The organism is Umezawaea sp. NPDC059074, from assembly GCF_042738955.1.
Lineage (GTDB): Bacteria > Actinomycetota > Actinomycetes > Mycobacteriales > Pseudonocardiaceae > Umezawaea.
Genome location: NZ_JBHYHC010000143.1, coordinates 1 through 23,263, shown reverse-complemented (window position 1 = coordinate 23,263; position 23,263 = coordinate 1). Strand labels below are relative to the sequence as shown.

Here is a 23,263-nt window from a genome sequence, read left to right as displayed (position 1 = left end):
GCCCCCCCTAGGGTAGCCTTTCCACCGCCGTCCTAGCAGGCCTGCTTGTAGAAGTACCTCTCGCTGCCCGCCGCGTCGGTCTTGGTGATGGCCACCAGGTCCGTCTCGACGTTCCGCTTGACCTCCTTGCCCTCGATGGCCGCCACGGCCTGCTCCACGCCGGTCTTGCCGATGGTGGCCGGGTCCTGGGCGATGAGCGCCTGCACCACGCCCGCCTGGAGGTCCTGCACCTGCTTGGGGCTGGCGTCGAAGCCCACCAGGTTCACCTCGCCGGTCTTGCCGGCGTTGCGCAGGCCGGTGGCCGCGCCCTCACCGGTGTTGAGGTTGGTGGCGAAGACGCCGATCAGGTCCGGGTCGGAGGACAGCGTGGCCGTGACCTTCGACGCCGCCTGGTCCGGTTCGTTGTCCGTGTACTGCTGCCCCAGGTACTTCAGGTTGGGGAACGCCTTGATCGCGTCCTCGAAGCCCTTGGCCCTGGCGTCCGTCGTGGACGTCCCGGCCTTGGTGTTGAGCACCAGCACCGACCCCTGCTTGTCGCCCACCAGCCGGGCCAGGGTCTCGGCGGCCTTCTTGCCGCCCTGCTCGTTGTTGGACGAGATGCTGGACACCGCGATCGAGGTGTCCTGGAGCTTGGTGTCGACCTCGACGACCTTGATGCCCGCGTCCTTGAGCTGCTTCATCGGGCCCGCGAGGGCCTTGTCGTCCGTGGGCGCGATCAGCACCGCGCCCGGTTTGTTCGCCAGCACGCCGGTGACGATGGGCGTCTGGAGGGTGGCGTCGAACTTGGCCGGGGCCTGGACGTCCACCTCGTAGCCCGCCGCCTTGGCCGCCTCGCGGAACCCGCACTCCATGGAGATGTAGAACGGCTCCGCCGCGACGCCGGGGATGAGCACCATCTTCTTGGCGGCGGTCGGGGCGGACCCCCCGGAGTCCCCGATCTGGCCGCTGCTGCCGCAAGCGGTCAGCAGGGCCGCGGCGGCGATGAGACCCAGCGTGCGAACTGTCCTCGTTGACATGTTCCGCTCCTAGCGTTGATCACGTGCCTTGCGACGGGACTGGTCGAACCAGACGGCGGCGACGAGCACGATCGCCACCGCGATGGGCTGCCAGTAAACGTTGACGCCGACGATCACGAAACCCTTGCGCAGCACGGCGGGGATGAAAACCCCGAAGATCGTCCCCACGATGGAGCCCGCACCGCCGAAAAGGGACGTTCCACCCAGGACGACGCCCGCGATGGCGTTGAGGTTGTCGGTGTCGTGACCGGTGATGGACGCGACCCGGAAGTACGCCATGGCCATGAACCCGGCCAGCCCCGCCAGGACACCGGCCAACAGGTAGACGGTCATGAGGTGCCGGGTCACCGAGATGCCGACCCGGCGGGCGGCCTCCTCGTTGGAGCCGATCGCGTAGGTGTGCCTGCCGAACCGGGTGGTGCCCAGCAGCAGCGCGCCCGCCGCCGTGACCACCGCGGCGAGGATGACGAGGTTCGGGACGCCGAACGTGGTGCCGGTGCCCAGGTTGTTGCTCAGGACGTTCGGGACGCCGCTGACGTTGGAGCCGTTGGAGATCAGCTGCCCCGCGCCCAGCGCCGCGCCGAACGAGCCGAGCGTGACGATCAGCGGCGGGATCTTGGCCTTGGCGATGAGGACCCCGTTGAGGATCCCCCACGCCGCCCCGCTGGCGAGCGCCACCAGCAGGCCGACGAGGACCACGCCCCAGCCCGCCTTCGTGGCGTCGCCACCGCTGAGGGCGTTCATCGTCATGGCCGAGGTGACGCCGGAGAAGACCAGCACCGACCCGACCGACAGGTCGATGCCGGAGGTGATGATCACGAACGTCATGCCGACGGCCAGCACCAGCAGCACGGCCGTCTCCACGAGCGTGGTCTGGAGGGTGAAGACGGTCAGGACGGCGTCCGGGCGCAGCGCGCCGAACACCGCGATCAGAAGAAGCAGGACCAACGCGATCCACAGGGTGTTGGTGCCCACCAGGCGTTTGAGCAGCGGCTTGCGCTCGGTCATCCGGCGTCCTCCTGGGACAGTGCGCCGGTCATGGCGCCGACCAGTTCTTCGACGGTGGTGTCGGCGGCCCGGAACCGAGCGACCCGCCTGCCCAGCCGCAGCACCTCCACGCGGTCGGACACGGCCAGCACCTCCGGCATGTTGTGGCTGATGAGCACCACGGCCATGCCCTGGTCGCGGACCCGCCGGATCACGTCCAGCACGCGTTCCCGCTGCACGACGCCGAGCGCGGCCGTCGGCTCGTCCATGAAGACGAGCTTGCTGGCCCACACCACCGACCTGGCCACCGCGACGCTCTGCCGCTGCCCGCCGGACAGCGAGCCGATGGGCACGTCGATGCTCTGCAGCGTCACGCCCAGGTCCTCGAACGAGTCCACGGCGCGCCTGCGCATCTCCTTCTTGTCCAGCACCCCCAGCATCCCCAGCAGTCCGGGTTTGCGGAGTTCCCTGCCCAGGTACAGGTTGGCCGCCGGATCGAGGTCCGGGGCCACCGCCAGGTCCTGGAAGACCGTCTCGATCCCCAGCGCCCTCGCGGCGATGGGCGAGTCCAGGACCACCGGCGTGCCGCCGAACGCGAGCGAGCCCGAATCGGCCCGCTCCACGCCCGACAGGCACTTGACCAGTGTGGACTTCCCCGCGCCGTTGTCGCCGATGAGCGACACGACCTCGCCCGCGAACGCCGTGAACGAGGCCCCTCTCAGCGCTTCCACGCTGCCGTAGTGCTTGACCAGGTCCTTGGCCTCCAGCAGCGGGTCAGCCATGGACCACCCGTTCAGCCGTCCACCCTCGGCGGCCTGCATCGGATCGCGACGAGCTCACCGTTGAGCACCTCCTCACCAGCGCCGTGCGGAACGACGACGGTGCTGCCCTTGCGCAGCGGCACGTCGCCGAGCTTGCCTTCACCGGCCAGCACCACGAGCACCGCGAACGACGCGTCGAGGGTCAGCGAGCCGGACACCTGGAGCCGCTCGGCCCGGAAGAACGGGTCGGCCTGCTCAGAGAAGAGGGGCACCACCTCGGCGGTGTCGTCCGCCGTGCGCCGGATGAGCGTGTCGAGGGTCTTGGCCCAGCCGTGGTGGTCCACGCACTCGAGCGCGGCGTCGTAGCCGAGCCCGAGGTGGCCGATGTCGGCGTTGGCGAGGAAGCCCTCCCACTCCAGCGTGACGGAGAAGTCCGTCGGCTGCTGGAGCTCCACGATGAAGACGCCCTCGCCGATGGCGTGCGGCAGTCCGGCGGGCACGAAGACCGTGTCGCCCGCCTTCACCCGCACCGGGTTGAGGGCGGCGAGCATGTCAACGTTGTCCTGCCGCGCGACCCACCCCTCCAGCTGCTCGGGCGAGATGTCGTCGCGGAATCCGATGTAGACGGTCGGCTCGTCACCGGTGGTGCCGACGACGATCCACGACTCCGTCTTGCCATGGCGGCAGTTCAGGTGCGCGGCGGCGAACTCGTTCGACGGGTGGCAGTGCACCGGGAGGCGCTGGCCGGCGTCGAGGAGCTTGACCAGGAGGGCGGTGTCCGCGCCGAACTCGGCGACGTGCCGCTCCCCCAGCCACGCGACCGGGTCCGCGGCCACGGCGTCGCGCAGCAGCGTCCCGTCCGGCAGCGTCGAGAGCCCGGCGTCGTCCCGACCGTAGAGCGTCGTCGTGGACGCGACCCAGTCCTCCGGTCCGAAGTCGGCCGACTCGTCGCCCCTCAACGCGGCTATCGACGCGCCACCCCGGTAGAACTGCTTGGGCTGGTTGGCCGGTAGTACGACAGGCCTGTCACCGGAGCTCACGCACGAACCTCCCCTGATCCACGTGGTACCAAGCGCACCGGCAGCACGACGCGGCGCGGTGGCGAGCTGTCGCCGTCCAAACGGGCGAAGAGGAGGTCACCGGCGGCCTTGCCGAGCGCGCTCGCGTCGTGCGCGATCACGCTCACCGGTGGGGAGAGCAGGTCGGCCAGCTCGAAGTCGTCGAAGCCGACCAGCGCGGGCCGGTCGACGGACCCGGCGAGCGCGCGCAGCACGTACACGGTGATCCGGTTGTTGCCGGTCACCAGCGCCGTCGGCGGCTCGCGGAACCCGCGCAGCCGGTGCAGCGCCGCCGCGATGCTGCGCTCGTCGTGCGGCCCCATGACCACCAGGTCCTCCTGGTAGCCGACCCCGGATCGCACGCACCCCTCGCGGTACCCGCGCAGGCGCTCGTTGGCGGTGAAGATGTCCGGCGCGTCGCCGAGGAACGCGATCCGCCGGTGCCCGTGCGCGGCCAGGTGCGACACGGCCTCGATGGTCCCGCCGATGTTGTCGACCAGGACGGTGTCCGCGACCACGTCGCCCGCGGGCCGGTCCAGGAACACCACGGGCGTGCCCGCGCGCATCTCCGGCACCAGGTACCCGTGCTGCAACCCGGCGGGCACGATCAGCAGCCCGTCGACCCGGCGCGAGCAGAACTCCAGCGCCAGCTCGCGCTCGCGGGCGGGGTCCTCGTCGGAGGAGCCGGTGATCACCTGGCGCCCCCGCAGCCGGGAGATCTCCTCGACGGCGCGCGTGACACCGGAGTAGAACGGGTTCGCGACGTCTTCCAGCACCAACCCGATCGTCCCCGTCGAGGACCCGCGCCGGAGGTTGCGGGCGCTCAGGTTGCGCCGGAAGCCGAGCTGGTCGATGGCCGCCAGCACCCGCTCGGCGGTGGCCGGGTGCACGCCGGGTTCGTCGTTGACGACACGGGACACGGTCTTGATGCTGACACCGGCCAGCCGCGCGACGTCGTTCATGGTCGCGCGACGCACCTTGCGGCCGGCGGCGCTCGCCACGGCAGGCGCACCACTCGCGGACAACGTTGTCATAGTGGCGGCATTTCACACCGATCAGACGCCTCCTGTCAACGGTTCGGTACCGGTCAAGCAGGTCAAGCACCCATCCGCACCAGACCGAGTGGTGCGCCCAGCCGTGGACAACGCTGTCAACCCGCCCAGTGCGACCCCGGCCCGGATAATCGACGGATGACCTCACCCCTGGCGGCCGTGAACACGTTCATCGGGACGAAGGACGACGGGAACACGTTCCCCGGAGCCTCGCTGCCGTTCGGCAAGGCCCAGTCGAGCCCGATCGGCTCCCACTACGCGGGCTACCACTACGACGACCCGGTGATCCGCGGCTTCGGCCACTTCTTCCTCTCCGGGGCGGGCTGCTGGGAGCAGGGCGGCCTGGTGTCGATCCTGCCGGTCCTCGGCGGCCCGCCGCGGGTGTTCGACCACAAGGTCTACGGCGCGAAGTACTCCCACGACAGCGAGGTAGGCAAGCCCGGCTACTACCGCGTCACCCTGGCGGGCGGCATCACCGTCGAGTGCACCGCGACCCTGCGCTGCGGCGTCGAGCGCTTCACCTTCCCGGACGGCGCGGCGGGCACGGTCCTGGTGAACGTCGGCCAGGCCAACGACAAGGAACCGGTGTTCGCCAGCGCCGTCCGCGTCCTGGACGACCGGACCATCACCGGCACGATCACCGCGCAGGCGTTCTGCGGCGGGAAGCCGTACGTCACGCACTTCACGACCACGTTCGACCGCCCGTTCACCACCTCCGGCACGTGGGGCGGGGCGTCCGGCGCGTCCGGCCTGCGCGGCGCCTGGGTGACGTTCAGCCCCGGCCCGGTCACCGCCGCCACCGCACTGTCCCAAGTGGACCCCGAGGGCGCGGCCCGCAACCTGGCGGAGGCCAAGGGCAAGTCCTTCGACGCCCTGCGGGAGGCGGCGGAAGAGGCCTGGCGCACCGAACTCGGGTCCGTGGAGATCCAGACCGAGTCCGCTGTGGACCGAACCGTCTTCTACACCGCGCTCTACCACGTGCTGCTGCAACCGTTGACGGGCAACGACGTCGACGGCCGGTACCGCGGTTTCGACGGCCAGGTCCACGTGGCGGACGGCTGGACCTACCACGAGTACTTCTCCCTGTGGGACACCTACCGGGGCCACAACCAACTGCTGGCCCTCCTGCGCCCCGACCGGGCGAAGGACATCGCCCGGTCCCTGCTGGCGATCCACGCCCAGGGCGGCTGGCTGCCGCGCTGGGCGTACGCCAACCAGGAGACCAACACGATGACCGGCGACCCCGTGACGCCGTTCCTCGTGGACCTCTGGCGGTTCGGAGCCCTGGAGGGCATGGAGGAGGAGGCCTACCAAGCGCTGTGGCAGAACGCCTCGGGCGTGCCCGCGGCGTCGTCGAAGTTCAGCGGCCGGGCGGGCAACCCCAGCTACCTGGCGCACGGTTTCGTCCAGTACGACAAGGACTTCCCCCGCAAGGGCCAGGACGTGGACCCGCACCACGGCGCCTCGGCGACGTTCGAGTACGCCCTGGCCGACGCCTCCCTGGCGATCATGGCCGAGGCGCTGGGCCACGCCGCCGACGCGGTCGTGCTCCGGGAACGAGCCCTGAACTACCGGACCCTGTGGGACGCGACCGTGACCGACCGGGGCTTCACCGGCTTCCCCCGCCCGAAGGTCGCCGGCGGCGGCTGGCTGCCGTCGTTCACCCCGCAGGGCGACGACGGCTTCCACGAGGGCACGGCGTGGCAGTACCAGTGGCTGGTCCAGCACGACGTGCCCGGCCTGGTGGAGCGGCTGGGCGGCAGCGCGGCGGCGACGGCCCGCCTGGACGACTTCTTCGCCTACCCGGACCTGGTGGACGACCCGGCCGGGACCGCCCGGACCAAGTGGGTCGTGGGCGCTTACGAGTACTACAACCAGTTCAGGTACAACCCGAACAACGAGCCCGACCTGCACTCGCCGTGGATGTACGTGCTCATGGGGCAGCCGTGGAAGACCTCGGCGGTGGTCAGGGCGGCGCACACGCTGTTCGTCGACGACCCCGCCGGGGTGACGGGCAACGACGACCTGGGCCAGATGTCCGCGTGGTACGTGCTGAGCGCACTGGGCCTGTACCCCGTGGTGCCGGGAACCGGCCGGTTCCTCCTCCACGCCCCGCGGTACGAACGGGCGGTGGTCCACCTGCCGAACGGCTCGGACCTGGTCGTCACCGCCGCCGGAGCGAATCCGGGGGTTTTGCAGTACGTGCACGGCCTGACCGCGAACGGGACGCCCCGGAACGAGGCGCGGCTGGACCTGGAGGAGCTGCGCGCCGGGATGGCGCTCGACTTCACCCTGACCGCGGACCCGGCCGACGCGACCTGGGCGACCACCCACGGCGATCCCGCGTGAGCACCGCTCACAGGTACTTGTTGGCCAGCTCCGAGTACTCCTTCTCCACGTCCGAGGCCAGGTAGGCGACGTAGGTCCACGGGATGTCGTGCACGTGGTCGCGCATCCCGAGCAGGTGCCGCTTGGCCCGTGGCCCGTCGTCCGCCAGCGCGAAGGCGGCCGCGAACAGGTTGTGCGCCTGCAACGCACGGGGGTGCGCCCGCGGCACGGCGATGTCCCACTTGTCGGCGGCCTCGGCGATCTCGTCGTGCACCTTCCCGAAGTACCGCATCTTCAACGACGCGACCTTCAGCGCGCTGCGCGACTGCACGGCCTCGGCGAACCGCTCCAGGAACACCTCGAAGTGCGCCAGCGGCAACATGGCCACCACCGGGTCGCCGGGGGCGGCGGCGTCCACGCTGCCCTTGGCGAACGCCATCATCTCCTCGGTGGACCCGCCCCACTTCGGCGCGAGGATCTGCGCGCGCACCCAGTGCGCCGGGTACAGCGTGGGGCACCGGGCGACGATCTCCCGCCAGACCTCGTCCTTCTGCCCGCGGTCGACCTGCAAGCCCATCCCGGTCGTCTGCAGCTGCGCCCACGGCACCGCGTCGCGCGGCAGCAGATTTGCGGCCTCGTGCAACGGGGCGACGGCCTTCCGCAGCGTCGCGAAGAACATCTTGAACCGGTCCTCGCCGATGTCGTCGGCCCGGCCGGTCCCCCGCACCGCCCAGGCCTCGCCGATGAACGAAGCCCCGGCCAGCAGCCAAAGATCGGGATCCGACGCGCCCTTGGCGAGTTCCAGCAGCTCGTCCGCGTGCCCCACGGCGTGGTCCCGCAGCACTTCGAGCCGCAACGCGCGCAGCTCGGGCTGGTCGCGGCACTCGGCGAGCACGGTCGTGGCCGCGCGCAGGTGCCCCGCGTCCATCTCCTCGGCCGCGATGTCCACGATCGGGTCGTCGTAGGTGTGATCCCTGATCACTTCGCGGGCGACCGCCACCGGGCGCTTCCTTCGAAAGATCCCCACCCCACGACAGTACTTACCCGGAGCTGACCTGCCCAGGTCGTCCCCGTGGGAAATGGCGTAGTCCTTCGGGCTCAGCGGGCTTCGACTTTCGGCGGTTGTGGCGGACCTCACCGGCCCGATGAGGTGGGGGCTCGCACATTCTGAGGGGGATCGATGCGAAGAGCACCACTGACGGTGGTAGCGCTGATCGCGACGCTGGTGGGCGGCAGCCTCCCGGCCCAAGCGCAGGAGGCCAAGGAAGCCCCGACCCGCTACCTCGCCCAGCAGATCACCTGGGCACCCTGTTTCGACCCGACCAACCCACCCGAGGGCCTGCCGCCGGGCGGCGAACGCCTCGAGTGCGGCTCCTACCAAGCGCCGCAGGACTGGCGGCGGCCCGCGCAGGGCAAGGACATCACCATCGCCGTCAGCCGCCTGCGCCCCACTTCCGGCGAGGCCAAGGGCAGCGTCTTCACCAACCCCGGTGGACCGGGCGGTCCGGGCCGCACCCTGCCGCTGGCGTTCCTCGGCCAGCCGAAGCTCCTGGCCGACCAGGAGATCATCGGCATCGACGTCCGCGGCACCGGTGCCAGCACGAACGTGACCTGCGGCGGCTACGACTGGCTCGGGCTCACCGACCCGCGCGACCGCAGTCGGGCCAACCTGAAGCTCCTCTTCGACACCGCGGAGCAGCAGGCGCGGGCGTGCCAGACCAGCTCCGGCGAGTTCGGCAAGGTCGTCAACACCGAGCAGACCGTCAAGGACCTGGACCTGCTGCGCCACCTGCTCGGCCGCGACCGGATCAACTGGATCGGCTACTCCGGCGGCAGCTGGATGGGCGCGTACTACGCGACCTACTTCCCGCAGCGCGTCGGCAAGTTCGTGATCGACTCGAACACCGAGTTCACCTCGACGTTCCAGACGATCTTCGGCGCGTTCGGCATGGGCTTCGAGCGCCGGTTCCGCACCGACTTCCTGCCGTGGGTGGCGAAGTACGACTCGCTCTACCACCTCGGCACGACCGGTGAGGCCGTGCGGCTCAACTACGAGGACATCCGCGCCAAGCTCGCCGCGAACCCGCTGACGCTCCCGGACGACACGGTGCTCACGCCGATGCTGTTCGACCTGTTCCTGTTCCAGGCGCAGTACTCGAAGTACAACTTCCCGGCGGCCGCCGAGCAGTTCTCCCAGCTCCGGCGGATCGTGGTCGACAGGCAGGGCTCGCCCGCGGCGCTGGGCCGGTTCGCCGACGCGCCGAACGGCACCCTGCACGCGATCATCTGCAACGACACCCCGTTCCGCGGCGACCGCGACTACCTCGTCCGCGAGTCCGGCAGGCAGGGCGCGCTCTACCCGCTGATCGGCTCGTACGTCGTCGCCGCGCCCTGCGCGTTCTGGGACCGGCCGCCGTTGCAGCTCAAGACGCCGACCGGCCGGGGCGTGCCGCCGATCCTGATGGTGCAGTCGGTGCGCGACCCGGCGACACCGCTGGAAGGCGCGCAGCGGGCGCACCAGAAGTTCGCCGGTTCGCGGATGCTGACCGTCACGGACGAGGGCGACCACGGCATCTACGCGTTCGGCAACCCGTGCGTGGACCGGGTCGTGGAGGCGTTCATCGTCGACGGCGTCGTGCCGCCGCGCGACTCGACGTGCGCGGGCGTGCCGCTGCCCGACCCGACCGCGAGCCTGTCCGCGCAGGTGGCCCACCCCGTGGGCAACCCGTTGGAGCGGTACGCGGACCTGCTGAAGTGAAGGCGGAGGGGACCTCGGCCGCCGGGGTCCCCTCCCTCCCGTCAGTGGCAGTAGTGGACGTCGGACTCCGACTCGCCGTGCCACCAGAACAGGTCGGGGTCGGCGCTCGGGTAGTCCACGCCGCCCGCCTTCAGCGAGACGGCGGCGGTCGCGGGACTCCTGGTGAACGGTCCGGCCAGGTCCTCGACCCGGCGGGCCACACCGCCGGTGACGACGATCCGCACGGCAGCGGCCGCCTTGACGTCCGCGAGCGGATCGCCCTGCACGGCGATGAGGTCCGCCAGCCTGCCCGCCTCCACGGTCCCGAGCTGGTCGGCGAGGCCGAGCCAGCGGGCGGGGTTGCGGGTCGCGGTGGTGAGGGCCTCGTGCGGGGTGAACCCGTGGCGGACCATCGCCCGCAGGTTCTGGTGCAGGCTCAGCGCCACGTCGTCCAGCGGCGCGTCGGTCCCGGAGATGACGAACCCGCCCGCGCGGTGGACGGCCAGCAGCATCCCCACCCACCCCGGCAGGGCGGCCTGGGAGAGCTGGTTGGCGGGGGTGTCCTTGGCGGCGTCGGCGACCTTCTGCGCGAACCGGGCGTACTCCCACGGCGGCAGCAGGGCCTTGGTGCGCGGGTCGTCCAGCAGCGAGTGGTCGTCGGCGTAGAGGATCGCCGAGTGGAACAGGGTCGGCGTGACCGACATGCCCGACGCGGCGAACAGCCCGGTCACGTCCTGGTAGCTGCGGCCGAGCCTGCTGGTCGTGTGCGAGTAGCCGAGCCGGTTGGTGGCGCCGACGTGCTCCATGCCGTCCATGCCGACGTTGACCGCCGGGTACAGGTAGTGCGAGCTGAGCGGCATCCCCTTGCGGTGGGCCAGGTCCACGACCTTGCGCTGCGACGCGACCGGCAGCCGCACGTAGGTCTTGATCATGTCGTAGTCCAGCTCCACGGCCCGTGACAGCTCCAGCGCGAGCTGGTCCTCGCCGCGGGTGGGGCGCATGAAGTTGTAGTAGACCCGGCCGCCGTCCACGGCCTCGCCGGTGGCGAAGTACCGCGGGCCGACGCGCGCGCCCGAGTCGAGCGCCTCCCTGGTCTCCAGCATCTGGTACGCCGGGTCGCCGGGCGAGCGGGTGGTGGTGATGCCGTAGGACAGCCACAGCCTTCCCTGGCGGTCACCCCACTGCCGTCCGCGCAGGTGCCAGTGGTTGTGGGCGTCGATCAGGCCCGGCATCACCGTGAGGCCGGAGGCGTCCACGACCGACAGCCCGGCCCAGTCGCGGCGGTCGTGCACTCCCACGATCCGGTCGCCGTCGATGACCACGTCGACGTCGCGCCGCAACGCCTGGCTCTTGCCGTCCCACAGCGCCCCGGCCCGCACGACCGTCCGACCGCGCGGCCGCGAGCGGGTCCACGTCAGCGGCAGCTCGACCGGCCGGGCGTGGCCGCCGTCCAGGCCGATCAGCTTCAACCGGCCGTTGTTCAGGTACAGCAGCGTCTTCGAGTCGCCGCTCCACGACGGCGCGTCGCTCGCCTCGCGGGTGAGCTGCCTCGGCTCGCCGGTGAACACCCCTCGGGCGTCGACCGGCACGACCCACAGGACGCTCTCCACGACGAACGCGAGCCACCTGCCGTCCGGCGACCACACCGGCCCGTCGTCACCCCTGGTGGACAGGGACTTGAACGGCATCGGCTCGGTGTAGCGGACGACCCCGTCGGCCAGCCCGACCGTGAGGATCTGGCTGGTGCCCTCGCGGAACCGCTTGCTGAACGGCTTCACCGCCGCCAGCGCGATCGTCCCGCCGTCTGCCGACCAGGTCGGGCGGCCGGGCTGGAACAGCGCGGGCAGCAGCTTCGCGGCCGTGCCGGCGGCGACGTCGAACACCCAGGTAGCGCCGTCCGCGTCCTGGTAGGCGATCTTGGTCCCGTCCGGCGACCAGCGCGGGGTGATCTGCGCGCCCGGCAACGTCGTGAGCCGGGTCTGCGCGCCGGTCGCCACGTCGTGCCGCCACAGCGCGGCGGTGCCGGAGCGGTCGCTCGCGTACACCAGCGACCGGCCGTCGGGGTGCCAGTCGGGGTCGGAGTTGAAGAACCCGTCGTCCACGACCTTGCGCGGCCTGCCGCCCACGGGCAGCAGCCACAGCGCGTTGAGCGCCCGGAACGCCACGGACCTCCCGTCCGGCGACAGCACCGGGCCCGCGATCCCCCGCACCGGCTGGGCGGCGCGCGAGGACACGTCCCGCTTCACCCGGCGGTTCTCGTGCCGCCGGTAGTCGACGGTCGCGTCGAACGCGGTCGCCGTCTTCGTGCCGGACACCAGGTCACGGGTGCGCAGGCCGCCGTCGGCGGTGTAGACGATCGTGCTCGCGCCCGCCCAGTCGACGGCGAAGCCGAACAGGTCCTCGCCCTCGGTCACGGCCCGGCCGTCCACGACGACCTCCGTCACGGCCCCGCGCAGGGTCGTGTAGGTCAGCCTGCCGTCGGGTGAGTACCCCGGCCCGAAGAAGCGGGTGTCCGCGACCGGCTCCACCAAGCGCTGCCTGCCGCCCGCGAGGTCGACGGCGTCGATCGCGGTCCCGTCGACCGTGCACACCACGCGGGTGCCGTCCGGTGACCAGTTCGGCTCGGCCTCGTCGGCGTCGGTGCTGGTCAACTGGGTCTGCTGGCCCGTGCGCAGGTCGAGCGTCCACAGGTTGTAGCTGCCGCCGACGTCGCTGCTGAACACGATCCGCGAGCCGTCCGGGGAGAACCGGGGCTCGCGGTGGTCGTTGAGGCCGGTGGTCACCTGCCGCAAGCCCTGACCGTCCGCGCCGATGGTCCACAGGTGGTAGTTGCCGTCGCGGTAGGACTGGAAGACCAGTGTCTTCGAGTCCGGCGAGAAGTGCGGGCGGGTGGCGTCCTGGTCGTCGCCGGTGAGCCTGCGGGCCCGGCCGCCGCCCGCGGGCAGCACCCAGATCGCCGTGTAGAGGTCGATCGCGACGAGCTTGCCGTCCGGCGAGAGCGAGGACGAGATGCCCGTGCCCTCGCGGGCGGTGAAGCGGTGGCCGGAGGCCGATTCCTGGCCAGCCGACGCGCGGGCGGGAGTGCCGACGAGCGCGGCCCCGCCGAGGACGGCGGCCCCGCGGAAGAGGCCGCGGCGGCTCAGGCCGAAGTGATCAGAATCCATGTCAGTCCCCCGAGACGGTCGATGGTGATCCACCGGCCACCGTACCCAGGTTGACACGTCAAGCCTCGATTATCGGCCCCACATGGCCGAACCGAGCCGTCTCACCTGGCGGCGCCCCCGCTGTCCCGCCTGCGGGCCGCGTACACCCCCGCCTCGGTGCGGCGGTCGAAGCCGAGCTTGTGCAGCAGCGACGACACGTAGTTCTTCACCGTCTTCTCCGCCAGGTACAGCCGATGCGCGATCTGCCGGTTCGTCAGCCCCTCGGCGATCAGGTCCAGGATCCGCCGCTCCTGCGGGCTCAGCGTCGCGTAGCGCGGGTCCTCCTCCGGCCCGCTGCGCAGCCGTTGCAGCACGGTCGCGGTCACGCCCGCGTGCAGCAGCGACCCGCCCGCCGCCAGCGTGCGCACGGCGGCGACCAGGTCGTTGCCGGACACCTGCTTGAGCATGTACCCCGCCGCGCCCGCCATGATCGCGCCGAACAGGGCCTCGTCGTCGGAGTACGACGTGAGCATCAGGCACGCGGGCGGCGGCTGCGTCGTCGAGCGGATCTCCCGGCACACGGTCACGCCGTTGCCGTCCGGCAGCCGCACGTCGATGATCACGACGTCCGGCTTGAGCACCGGGGCGGCGGCCACGGCCGCGGCCGCCGTGTCCGCCTCGCCGACGACGGTGATGTCGGCCTCGACGGCCAGCAGCTGTTGCAAACCGCGACGAACGATCTCGTGATCGTCCACCAGCAGCACGGTGATCGCCATATCCGCCTCCTAGCCGAAGTCGTAGTGCTGGACCAAGGGAACCGACCAGACCACGGACACGCCCCGGCCGGGTTCGGAGTCGACCGCGCACCGGCCGGACCACCGGTCGGCGCGCGCGGACATGTTGACCAGTCCACCGCTGTGCCGGACCAGCCGCTCGGGCAGGCCCTTGCCGTTGTCGCGCACGACCATCTCCAACGCCGTGGCCGCGCGGTCGACCGACACGGACACCGACACCGAGGTCGCGCCCGCGTGCCGGGCGGCGTTGGCCAGCGCCTCGCGCAGGCTCGCCAGCAGGTCCGGCCGGACGGGGTCCGGGACGACCGAGTCCAGCGGCCCGTCCAGCGCCACGGTCGGCTCGAACCCCAGCAGCCGCGCGGACTCCCGCACCGCGCGCAGCAGTTGGCCGCGCAGGCTGATGCCGCCGCTGGGCGGCTCGTGCAGGGAGAAGATGGTGCGGCGGATCTCGCGGATGGTGTGGTCGACCTCCTCGATGAACCCGGCCAGCCGGGCCGCCACCATCGGCTGGCGCACCGTGCCGTTGAGGCCCTGCAACCCCAGCCCGAGGCCGAACAGCCGTTGGATCACCAGGTCGTGCAGGTCGCGCGCGATGCGGTCGCGGTCCTCCAGGATCGCCAGCCGCCTGCTGTCCTCCTGGGCTCGGGTGAACTCCAGCACCAGCGCGGCCTGCGAGGCGAACGACTCGACCAGCTCCACGTCCGCGGCGTCGAACGCGTGGTGCCCGCGCGGCCGGGCGACCATCAGCACGCCGAGCACGCGGTCGCCCGCGGCCATCGGCACCAGCACGATCGGGCCCACCTTGGCGAAGTCCTCGACCAGGCGCGGGTTCACGTCCGCGGGCCACGGGCCGTCCACGGCCAGGTTGTCGACCACCATGGGCCGCCCGGTCGAGAAGACCTCCCACGCGACGGCGGCCGACGGCACGGTGAAGCCCAGCGCGTGCCTGCCGAGGATCCCGTCGACGACCTCCAGCACCAGTTCACCCCGGTTGTCCGGCAGCACGAGCGCCGCCACGATCCCGTCCGCCGCGCCGCGGGCCTGCGCGGCGACCTGGTTGAGCGCGTCCCGGCCGGAGACGCCGGACAGCAGGGCGAGCGTGACCTCGTTCGACGCGCGGTGCCACACCTCGCGCTGCCGGGTCTGGCCGTAGAGGCGGGCGTTCTCTATCGCGATGCCCGCGGCGGCGGCGACGGCCGCGACGACCTCCGCGTCCACGTCGGTGAACTCGGAGCCGTCCTCCTTGTCGGTCAGGTAGAGGTGGCCGAAGACGTCGCCGCGCACGTGCACGGGCAGCCGCAGGTAGGTGCCGGGCGGGCCGGCGTCCGCGCAGGAGTCGAGCTTGGGCCGCACGCGGGGCAGCGCGTCGCGGTCGGCTCCCCCGTCACCGTCCGAGCCGACGTAGGTGAACTCCAGCAGGCGGTGGTTGGGGCTCTCCACGGTGAGCGCGCCGTACCGGGCGTCGACCAGCCCGCACGAGGACTCGACCACGCGGCGCAGCACGTCGGGGAGGGAGAGGTCGCTCGCCAGCGACACGACCGCGTCGAGCAGCAGGTGCAGGCGGTCCCGCGAGACCGCGGCCTCGGCCGTTCCCCCGGTCAGCGTGCGCAGCAGGCCGTCCAGTCGCAGTGCGTGCGCGTCGGGACGGCGCGACCCGACGGTCTCGCCGGAACCGACGGCATCACCCGAACCGAGCACGTGACCATCCCTTTCGTGGGGACGGGACGAGGGTAACTCCTCTCCGTAGTCAACGGGAGAGCGCGCACCCCCTGTTTCACCGGATCAGCCCTGGCGGGGTAGGGGAATTCGGGTGCCGGTCACCACCTCGATCGTGATGACCAGGTAGCGGTCCGTAGCGCCTTGGCCACGGGACGGCAACTTCAGCTCGGCCAGCCTGCCCAGCCACTCGGGGTCGCGGACCTCGTGCGCGTGGCCCACGACCGTGACCGTCCACCCCTCGCGGAGGTCGTGGGCGAGGTTGTCGATCTCGAACGCCACGATCGCGCCGCCGGCCGCCAGCGCCGGGCTCCCCTCGGCCAGCCGGACGACCACGTCCTCCTCGTGCAGGACGAACGCCACCGGCTGGACGGCGGGCAGTGCGCGATCGGTGAACACCAGCCTGCCGATCGCGACCGAGGCGAGCAGTCCGAGGCAGTCCTGGCGGGAAAGCACTTCCATGCCCGCGGAATCCACGTCTGCGGAGTCCACTGAAGCACCTCTCGACGGGGGTGGCGCGCGAACCACCACCGTCTGCCGATCCCCCACCGCTGCCTAGAGTCGGAAGGCCCGCCCTAGGTCCGCAGCCCCTCGATCAGGTGATCGGCCGCCGCGTAGGGATCAAGATCTCCGATGGCAACGCGCTTGGCCAGCTGCTCCAGCGCCACGCCTCCGCGCAGGTCACCGATCCGCGACCGGAGCCGGGCCACGGCGATGGCCTCGACCTCGCCCGCCGCGCGCCGGGCCCGCCTGCGCTCCAGCTCGCCGTGCTCGGTCATCCACGCGTGGTGCGCGTCGACCGCCTCCACGACGTCGTCCACGCCCTCGCCGCGGGCCGCCACGGTCTTCACGATCGGTGGCCGCCACGACGGGCCCTCGCGGTCGCGCCTGCCGAGCGAGATCATGTACTTGAGGTCGCGCGCGGTCGCGTCGGCGCCATCGCGGTCGGCCTTGTTCACCACGAACACGTCCGCGACCTCCAGGATGCCCGCCTTCGCGGCCTGGATGCCGTCGCCCATGCCCGGCGCGAGCAGCACCAGCGTGGTGTCGGCGAGCGACACCACCTCGACCTCGGACTGCCCGACGCCGACGGTCTCGATCAGCACGACGTCGAACCCGGCCGCGTCGAGCACCCGCAACGCCTGCGGCGTGGCCCACGACAGGCCGCCGAGGTGGCCTCGGGTGGCCATGGAGCGGATGAACACGCCGGGGTCGGTGGCGTGGTCCTGCATCCGCACCCGGTCGCCGAGCAGCGCGCCGCCGGAGAACGGGGAGGACGGGTCGACCGCGAGCACGCCGACCCGCTGCCCCTGCTTGCGGAACGCCGAGACCAGCACGGACGTCGACGTGGACTTGCCGACACCGGGAGGACCGGTCAGGCCGATCACGCGGGCCCGCCCGGTCAGCGGGGCCAACGCCTCGGCGACCTCGCGCAGCTGCGGACTCGCGTCCTCGACCAGCGAGATCAGCCTGGCGACCGCGCGGGGCTGTCCGTCCCGCGCGCGGTCGACCAGGTCGGATACCTCAACAGTCCGCGTCACACGTCAGACCTTAGGGACCCGCACGACGAGCGCGTCGCCCTGACCGCCGCCACCGCACAGGGCCGCCGCGCCGACACCGCCGCCGCGGCGCTTCAGCTCCAGCGCCAGGTGCAGCGCGATGCGGGCGCCGGACATGCCGATCGGGTGGCCGAGCGCGATGGCGCCGCCGTTGACGTTGACCTTGTCCTCGGAGACGCCGAGCTGCCGCGCCGACACGATGCCGACGGCGGCGAACGCCTCGTTGATCTCGATGAGGTCCAGGTCGGCGGGGTCGATGCCCTCCTTGGCGCAGGCGGCCTTGATGGCGTTGGACGGCTGCTCGTGCAGGCTCGCGTCCGGGCCGGCCACGACGCCGTGCGCGCCGATCTCGGCGAGCCAGGTCAGGCCCAGTTCCTCGGCCTTGGCCTTGCTCATCACGACCACGGCGGCGGCGCCGTCGGAGATCGGCGAGGCCGAGCCCGCGGTGATGGTGCCGTCCGCGGCGAACGCGGGCCGCAGCTTGGCGAGCGTGTCCACCGTCGTGTCCGGCCGCACGCCCTCGTCGGTGCTCACGAGCACCGGGTCGCCCTTGCGCTGCGGAATGCTCACCGGCGCGATCTCCTCGGCGAACAGGCCCTTCTCGATCGCGGCGGCGGCGCGCTGGTGCGACCGGGCGGCGAACGCGTCCTGCTGCTCGCGGGTCAGCTCGTAGCGGCCGTTGTACTTCTCCGTGGACGCGCCCATCGCGACCTGGTCGAACGCGCAGAACAGGCCGTCGTTGGCCATGTGGTCGATCATCGTCACGTCGCCGTACTTGAAGCCGCCGCGCGACTTCTGGAGCAGGTGCGGCGCCTGGGTCATCGACTCCTGGCCACCGGCCACGACGATGTCGAACTCGCCCGCGCGGATGAGCTGGTCGGCGAGCGCGATGGCGTCCACGCCCGACAGGCACACCTTGTTGATCGTCAGCGCGGGCACGGTCATCGGGATGCCCGCGGCGACCGCGGCCTGGCGGGCGGGGATCTGGCCCGCGCCCGCGGTCAGCACCTGGCCCATGATCACGTACTGCACCTGCTCGGGGGCGACACCGGCGCGCTCGAGCGCCGCCTTGATCGCGACGCCGCCGAGCTGCGCGCCGGAGAAGTCCTTGAGCTGCCCGAGCAGCCTGCCCATCGGGGTACGGGCACCGGCGACGATGACGGAACCGGACACAAGAGCCTCCAGGAGGTGAGCGAGCGTTAACTTCACACGATACCCAGGGTTACCGATCGGTACCCCTGTGAGGCGCCGCACAACTGCCGCTGCACCGATTCCGTCACTACCCTGGGGCGATGCAGGAAGCACTCCGCGGTCTCGTCACCGCCATCGACCACGTCGGCATCGCCGTGCCGGACCTCGACGTCGCCATCGCGTTCCACCGCGACAACTTCGGCCTTGAGGTGGCGCACAGCGAGGTGAACGAGGAGCAGGGCGTCCGCGAGGCGATGCTGCGCGCGCCCGGCGACGACGGCACCGGCACCGCCGTGCAGCTCCTCGCGCCGCTGAACGAGGCGTCGACGATCGCCAAGTTCATCGACCGCTCCGGCCCCGGCCTCCAGCAACTCGCCTACCGGGTGTCCGATGTGGACGCCGCGGCCGACGCGCTGCGCGCCAAGGGCCTGCGGCTGCTCTACGAGCAGGCCCGCCGCGGCACGTCGAACAGCCGGGTCAACTTCGTGCACCCGAAGGACGCGGGCGGCGTGCTGATCGAGCTCGTGGAGCCCGCCGAGGACTCCCAGCACTAGGCGAGGGCGCCCGCCACGAACGCGAGTTCGCGGTCCATCAGCCGGTCGCCGTCGGGGTTGTGCCGGGCGACGGAGTGCCGGTAGCTCACGGCCAGCGCCACCAGCGCGGCGGCGCTGTCCACGTCCTTGTCGGCCACGGCCGGGCCGCCCGCGGCGAGGATGACCTCGCGGACCTGGCCGACCACCGCGCGGTGCCGTTCGTGCAGCGCGTCGCGGACGTCCGGGTGCGTGTCCGCCTCGCGCCACAGCAGGTGCGAGAGCAGCGGCGACGCGTCGAGCCGGGCGTCCAGCACGGCGACGAGCTTGCCGAGGCTCGCGGCGACGTCCCCGGCGACCACGACCTCGTCGGGGTCGACGACGCCCGTGGGCAGCCGCAGCACGAGCGCGGTCAGCAGGTCGTGCTTGCGGGTGAAGTAGTAGTGCACGAGCCCCTTGGGCACGCCCGCGCGCTCGGCGATCCGCGAGGTCGGCGTGGCGTCGAAGCCGAGTTCGGCGAACAACGCCTCCGCGGCGACGAGGATGCGTTCCCTGGCGGGTTCGTCGGTGGCCATGCCGGACCTCCTGGTGCGCGAAGGGGCCCACGACCGGTCGAGGTCGTGGGCCCGAGTTGTCAACGGGTCAGTGCTGGCCCGCCAGCCCCGAGTGCGCCGTGTTCGCGGCCGGGACCGCGACGGCCCCCGCCACGACGGTCAGCACACCGGCGACCCACGACGTCCACGCGGCGCCGGTCAGGTCGGTGTACCCGATCACGAACGGCGAGATGAACAGCAGGACGCCCAGCACGATCTGGAACCACTCGGTGGCGACCATCGCGGGCGACCCGAGCGAAACCAGACCGTCGATCGCGATCAGCGCGCCGAGCACGATCATGGTCCACACCACTCCGGTGCTGGTGTCCGCGACCGTCGGGGTCAGCGCCACCAGCACGCCGATCACCACTTCGGTCCAGTCCTGCCACCGGGTCCAAGCCTTGTTCATGGTCCTCAACCTCCATGCCCTTCGAAGGGATACCTCCAGGGTGCGCTTGGTTGGCCGCCCGGTCAAACACTCTTTCGGTGCCCTGCCTCACAGTCGGGCCGTCTGAATCGGTTACTCGTCGGTAACGTGCTGCTTCCAGCGACTTCAGCCCGTTGAACACGATTGGGAGGACACGCCGTGCAGAAGATCCTCGACGCGATCCTGGCCGACGACCTCGACGCCATCGAGTCCCTGCCCGTGCCCACGACGTACCGCGGGATCACGGTGCACGAGGACGAGACGGGCATGTTCGAGGGCCTCGCCACCAAGGACAAGGACCCGCGAAAGTCGCTGCACCTCGACGAGGTGCCGACCCCGGAACTCGGTCCCGGCGAAGCGCTCGTCGCGGTGATGGCCAGCGCCATCAACTACAACACCGTGTGGACGTCGATCTTCGAGCCGATGTCGACCTTCGGGTTCCTCAAGCGCTACGGGAAGTCCTCGCCGCTCTCGCTCAAGCACGACCTGCCCTACCACGTGGTCGGCTCCGACCTGGCGGGCGTCGTGCTGCGCACCGGCCCCGGCGTGAACGCGTGGAAGCCCGGCGACCGCGTGGTCGCCCACTGCCTGGACGTGCAGCTGGAGCACGCCGACGGGCACAACGACACGATGCTCGACCCGGAGCAGCGGATCTGGGGCTTCGAGACGAACTTCGGCGGCCTCGCCGAACTGGCGCTGGTGAAGTCCAACCAGCTCATGCCGATGCCCGACCACCTCACGTGGGAGGAGGCCGCCTCGCCCGGCCTGGTCAACTCGACCGCGTACCGGCAGTTGGTGTCCGCCAACGGCGCGAACATGAAGCAGGGCGACACCGTGCTGATCTGGGGCGCGTCCGGGGGCTTGGGTTCCTACGCCACGCAGTTCGCGCTCAACGGCGGCGCCACGCCGATCTGCGTGGTGTCCAGCCCGGAGAAGGCGGAGCTGGTGCGCTCGATGGGCGCGGAGCTGATCATCGACCGCAGCGCCGAGGGCTACCGGTTCTGGAAGGACGAGCACGAGCAGGACCCCAAGGAGTGGAAGCGGTTCGGCGCGCGGATCCGCGAGCTGACCGGCGGCGACGACCCGGACATCGTGTTCGAGCACCCCGGCCGCGAGACGTTCGGCGCCAGCGTGTTCGTGGCCCGCAAGGGCGGCACGATCGTCACCTGCGCCTCGACGAGCGGGTTCCTGCACCAGTACGACAACCGGTACCTGTGGATGAGCCTCAAGCGGATCGTCGGCTCGCACTTCGCGAACTACCGCGAGGCGTGGGAGGCGAACCGCTTGGTCGCCAAGGGGAAGGTGCACCCCACAGTGTCCAAGGTGTACTCGTTGGCGGAAACCGGACAAGCGGCGCACGACGTCCACCGCAACGCGCACCAGGGCAAGGTGGGCGTGCTCTGCCTGGCCCCGACCGAGGGCCTCGGCGTCCGCGACCACGCCCTGCGGGCGACGCACCTGACCGCCATCAACCGGTTCCGCGGCGTGTAGCCGGGGTGCCCCTGGAACACCACTAACGGGTAGCGTGGGGGGCATGGGCCTCGCCGACGATCGTGACCTCGTCCCGCTGGGATCCGGCTTCGACATCGCCAAGCGGGGGTACGACAAGGGCCAGGTCGAGGACCACCTCGAACGGCTCGACTCGGACCTCCGGCTGCTGGCTGCCGACCGGGACGCCGCGGTGTCGCAGACCAACGACCTCGCCCGCCAACTCGAGGCCGCCCGATCCGAGGTGGCGGAGATGCGGGGGCAGGTCGAACGGCTCTCGATGCCGCCGACCACGCTGGAAGGCCTGAGCGAACGGCTGCAGCGAATGCTGCGCCTGGCCCAGGAAGAGGCCAACGAGATCAAGGCGCGCGCCGAGGCCGAGGGCGGGCACATCCGCACCAAGGCCGAGGGCGAAGCCGGTGTGCTGCGCACCCGGTACGAGAAGCTGATCACGGAACTGGACCAGCGGCGCGCCGACATGGAAGCCGAGCACAGGGGCGTCCTGGAGAAGGCGCGCGCCGAGGCGGAGAAGGTCGACGAAGCCGCGAAGGCCGCCGCCGCGCTGGTGGTGGAGAAGGCGGAGCAGCGTCGGCTGACCGTGGAAGAGGACTTCGAGATCGCGATGGCGGCTCGGCGGGTCGAGTCGATGAAGACGCTCGCGGAGACCGAGGCGTCGAGCAAGGCCGAAGCGGACCGGCGGTTGCGGGAGTCGCAGGAAGAAGCGACGCGGATCCGGACGCAGATTGCGCAGGAGCAAGCCGCGAGCAACGCGGAAGCTCAGCGGTTGGTGCGGGAGGCGACGGAGGAAGCGAACCGGCGTCGGCACGACTCGGTGAGCGAAGCCACTGCTCGGGTGCAGGAAGCCACGGACGAGGCCAATCGGCGGGTGCGGGAAGCGACCGAAGAGGCCAACCGGCGGATCACGGCCGCTACCCAGCAGGTTGACGCGTTGACGAAGCTGAGGAACGGGTTGGCGCAGCAGTTGCGGAGCGCTCGGACGGCGTTGCACGACATCGCGCCGTTGTTGGAGCCGTTGGAGGTGGAGAAGGAGGCTGCGGCTTCGGCGGCGTTGCCTGCTGCTGGTCCTTCTGCTCCGGCTCCGGTTGCTTCTGCTTCGGTTGCTTCGGAGGCGGTTACCCAGGTGCGGCCTGTGCCGGTTGGGGAGACGGTGGATTTGGCCAAGCCCACGCCTGCGGGTTCAGGTTCGGGCGCGGGTTCGGCGTCGGCGTCGGCTAAGGCGCCTGCCGCCAAGAGTTGACATGACTTCGGCTCCGGACCTTGTTCACACCGAGCGGCTGGTGCTGCGGCGGGTCGTGCTCGAGGATTTGGGGCACGCGTTGGAGATCATGGGGGATCCGGAGACCAACCTCTACAACCCCGGTGGGCCGCCCACGCCGTTCTACACGGTGATCCAGATGGTGGAGTGGCGGCGGCGGTGGGCTGAGGACGGGATCGGGTACTGGGCCGTCGAGTTGGGCGGTGAGGTGATCGGGTTCGGTGGCGTGCGCACCCACTTGGTGCACGGGGAGCGGTCGTTGAACCTGTTCTACCGGTTCACGCCTGCCCATTGGGGGCGTGGGTATGCGACGGAGATGGCTCGGGCGGCGATCGCGTGGGCTGATTCGGAGCGGCCGGAGTGGCCTGTGGTGGTTTTGACGGATCCGGACAACAAGTCTTCTCAGCGGGTGGCTGAGAAGTTGGGGTTCGTGGTTGTTGGAGAGTATGAGGACATGGTTCTCTACCGGCGCGTGTGAAGTATCCGGTGTTTGGGGGCTAACCCCCGATTGCGCCAATTATCCCACCCTTTTTCGTCTTGTCAAGGCTGGAAAATCAGCCAGCGACTGAAAATAAATGGGGGGGCGGCAAAAAAAAAAAGGGGCCCC

The 23,263-nt window shown here is 71.0% G+C and carries 20 protein-coding genes; 6 read left to right on the top strand and 14 right to left on the bottom strand.

Annotated features, from left to right (window positions below; all coding sequences use genetic code 11):
* Positions 1–32: 32 nt before the first annotated feature.
* The 5 genes from ACFWW9_RS39005 to ACFWW9_RS38985 are packed head-to-tail and all read right to left on the bottom strand — an operon-like array spanning position 33 to position 4,784.
* Positions 33–1,016 carry an ABC transporter substrate-binding protein gene (locus ACFWW9_RS39005; protein WP_390387583.1) on the bottom strand — a complete coding sequence of 328 codons (984 nt, stop codon included), beginning with the start codon at positions 1,014–1,016 and terminating at the stop codon, positions 33–35.
* Positions 1,017–1,025: 9 nt separating this feature from the next.
* On the bottom strand, positions 1,026–2,024 hold the full coding sequence (locus tag ACFWW9_RS39000; RefSeq protein ID WP_390387582.1) for an ABC transporter permease: 999 nt from the start codon (positions 2,022–2,024) through the stop codon (positions 1,026–1,028).
* Complete coding sequence (locus tag ACFWW9_RS38995) at positions 2,021–2,785, bottom strand: ATP-binding cassette domain-containing protein (protein ID WP_390387580.1); 765 nt, start codon at positions 2,783–2,785, stop codon at positions 2,021–2,023. The genes ACFWW9_RS39000 and ACFWW9_RS38995 overlap by 4 nt, the downstream gene beginning before the upstream one ends.
* 11 nt (positions 2,786–2,796) lie before the next feature.
* On the bottom strand, positions 2,797–3,804 hold the full coding sequence (locus ACFWW9_RS38990) for a class I mannose-6-phosphate isomerase (RefSeq protein ID WP_390387578.1): 1,008 nt from the start codon (positions 3,802–3,804) through the stop codon (positions 2,797–2,799).
* Positions 3,801–4,784 (bottom strand): LacI family DNA-binding transcriptional regulator, encoded by a 984-nt coding sequence (locus ACFWW9_RS38985; protein WP_390387576.1) that lies wholly within the window; start codon positions 4,782–4,784, stop codon positions 3,801–3,803. The genes ACFWW9_RS38990 and ACFWW9_RS38985 overlap by 4 nt, the downstream gene beginning before the upstream one ends.
* A 144-nt stretch (positions 4,785–4,928) precedes the next feature.
* Here ACFWW9_RS38985 and ACFWW9_RS38980 point away from each other — a divergent pair, with 144 nt between their 5' ends.
* The gene (locus ACFWW9_RS38980; protein ID WP_390387584.1) at positions 4,929–7,223 is read left to right on the top strand and encodes a GH92 family glycosyl hydrolase; all 2,295 of its coding nucleotides are present in this window, start codon (positions 4,929–4,931) and stop codon (positions 7,221–7,223) included.
* Between the two features lie 7 nt (positions 7,224–7,230).
* Here ACFWW9_RS38980 and ACFWW9_RS38975 read toward each other — a convergent pair whose 3' ends face one another.
* Positions 7,231–8,202, bottom strand: a complete 972-nt coding sequence (locus tag ACFWW9_RS38975; protein WP_390387574.1) for a hypothetical protein — start codon at positions 8,200–8,202, stop codon at positions 7,231–7,233.
* 180 nt (positions 8,203–8,382) lie between these two features.
* Here ACFWW9_RS38975 and ACFWW9_RS38970 point away from each other — a divergent pair, with 180 nt between their 5' ends.
* Entirely contained in the window at positions 8,383–9,960 is a 1,578-nt protein-coding gene (locus ACFWW9_RS38970; RefSeq protein WP_390387573.1) for an alpha/beta hydrolase, read from the top strand.
* Positions 9,961–10,001: 41 nt separating this feature from the next.
* Here ACFWW9_RS38970 and ACFWW9_RS38965 read toward each other — a convergent pair whose 3' ends face one another.
* The 6 genes from ACFWW9_RS38965 to ACFWW9_RS38940 form a co-directional block, all read right to left on the bottom strand.
* Positions 10,002–13,103, bottom strand: a complete 3,102-nt coding sequence (locus ACFWW9_RS38965) for an amidohydrolase family protein (protein WP_390387572.1) — start codon at positions 13,101–13,103, stop codon at positions 10,002–10,004.
* Between the two features lie 101 nt (positions 13,104–13,204).
* A complete protein-coding gene (locus tag ACFWW9_RS38960) occupies positions 13,205–13,858 on the bottom strand; it encodes a response regulator (protein WP_390387570.1) in 654 nt (217 codons plus the stop codon).
* Between the two features lie 9 nt (positions 13,859–13,867).
* A complete protein-coding gene (locus ACFWW9_RS38955; protein ID WP_390387569.1) occupies positions 13,868–15,574 on the bottom strand; it encodes a GAF domain-containing sensor histidine kinase in 1,707 nt (568 codons plus the stop codon).
* Between the two features lie 84 nt (positions 15,575–15,658).
* Positions 15,659–16,084 (bottom strand): pyridoxamine 5'-phosphate oxidase family protein, encoded by a 426-nt coding sequence (locus ACFWW9_RS38950; protein ID WP_390387568.1) that lies wholly within the window; start codon positions 16,082–16,084, stop codon positions 15,659–15,661.
* An 83-nt stretch (positions 16,085–16,167) separates the two neighbouring features.
* A complete protein-coding gene (gene meaB, locus ACFWW9_RS38945; protein WP_390387566.1) occupies positions 16,168–17,133 on the bottom strand; it encodes a methylmalonyl Co-A mutase-associated GTPase MeaB in 966 nt (321 codons plus the stop codon).
* A 3-nt stretch (positions 17,134–17,136) separates the two neighbouring features.
* On the bottom strand, positions 17,137–18,324 hold the full coding sequence (locus ACFWW9_RS38940; RefSeq protein WP_390387564.1) for an acetyl-CoA C-acetyltransferase: 1,188 nt from the start codon (positions 18,322–18,324) through the stop codon (positions 17,137–17,139).
* A gap of 119 nt (positions 18,325–18,443) precedes the next feature.
* Here ACFWW9_RS38940 and mce point away from each other — a divergent pair, with 119 nt between their 5' ends.
* Positions 18,444–18,896, top strand: coding sequence for a methylmalonyl-CoA epimerase (gene mce / locus ACFWW9_RS38935; protein WP_390387563.1), 453 nt, complete (start codon positions 18,444–18,446; stop codon positions 18,894–18,896).
* Here mce and ACFWW9_RS38930 read toward each other — a convergent pair.
* Positions 18,893–19,447 (bottom strand): TetR/AcrR family transcriptional regulator, encoded by a 555-nt coding sequence (locus ACFWW9_RS38930; protein WP_390387561.1) that lies wholly within the window; start codon positions 19,445–19,447, stop codon positions 18,893–18,895. The genes mce and ACFWW9_RS38930 overlap by 4 nt on opposite strands.
* Positions 19,448–19,514: 67 nt before the next feature.
* Entirely contained in the window at positions 19,515–19,874 is a 360-nt protein-coding gene (locus ACFWW9_RS38925) for an SPW repeat protein (RefSeq protein ID WP_390387560.1), read from the bottom strand.
* 177 nt (positions 19,875–20,051) lie between these two features.
* On the opposite strand from ACFWW9_RS38925, the gene ccrA reads away from it, so the two are divergent.
* Genes ccrA through ACFWW9_RS38910 form a run of 3 tightly spaced genes read left to right on the top strand, consistent with a single transcriptional unit; the run spans position 20,052 to position 23,134 of the window.
* On the top strand, positions 20,052–21,383 hold the full coding sequence (gene ccrA / locus ACFWW9_RS38920; RefSeq protein ID WP_390387559.1) for a crotonyl-CoA carboxylase/reductase: 1,332 nt from the start codon (positions 20,052–20,054) through the stop codon (positions 21,381–21,383).
* 43 nt (positions 21,384–21,426) lie between these two features.
* Positions 21,427–22,638, top strand: coding sequence for a chromosome segregation protein (locus ACFWW9_RS38915; protein WP_390387557.1), 1,212 nt, complete (start codon positions 21,427–21,429; stop codon positions 22,636–22,638).
* A gap of 1 nt (position 22,639) precedes the next feature.
* Entirely contained in the window at positions 22,640–23,134 is a 495-nt protein-coding gene (locus ACFWW9_RS38910) for a GNAT family N-acetyltransferase (protein WP_390387556.1), read from the top strand.
* The last annotated feature ends 129 nt before the right edge of the window (positions 23,135–23,263 follow it).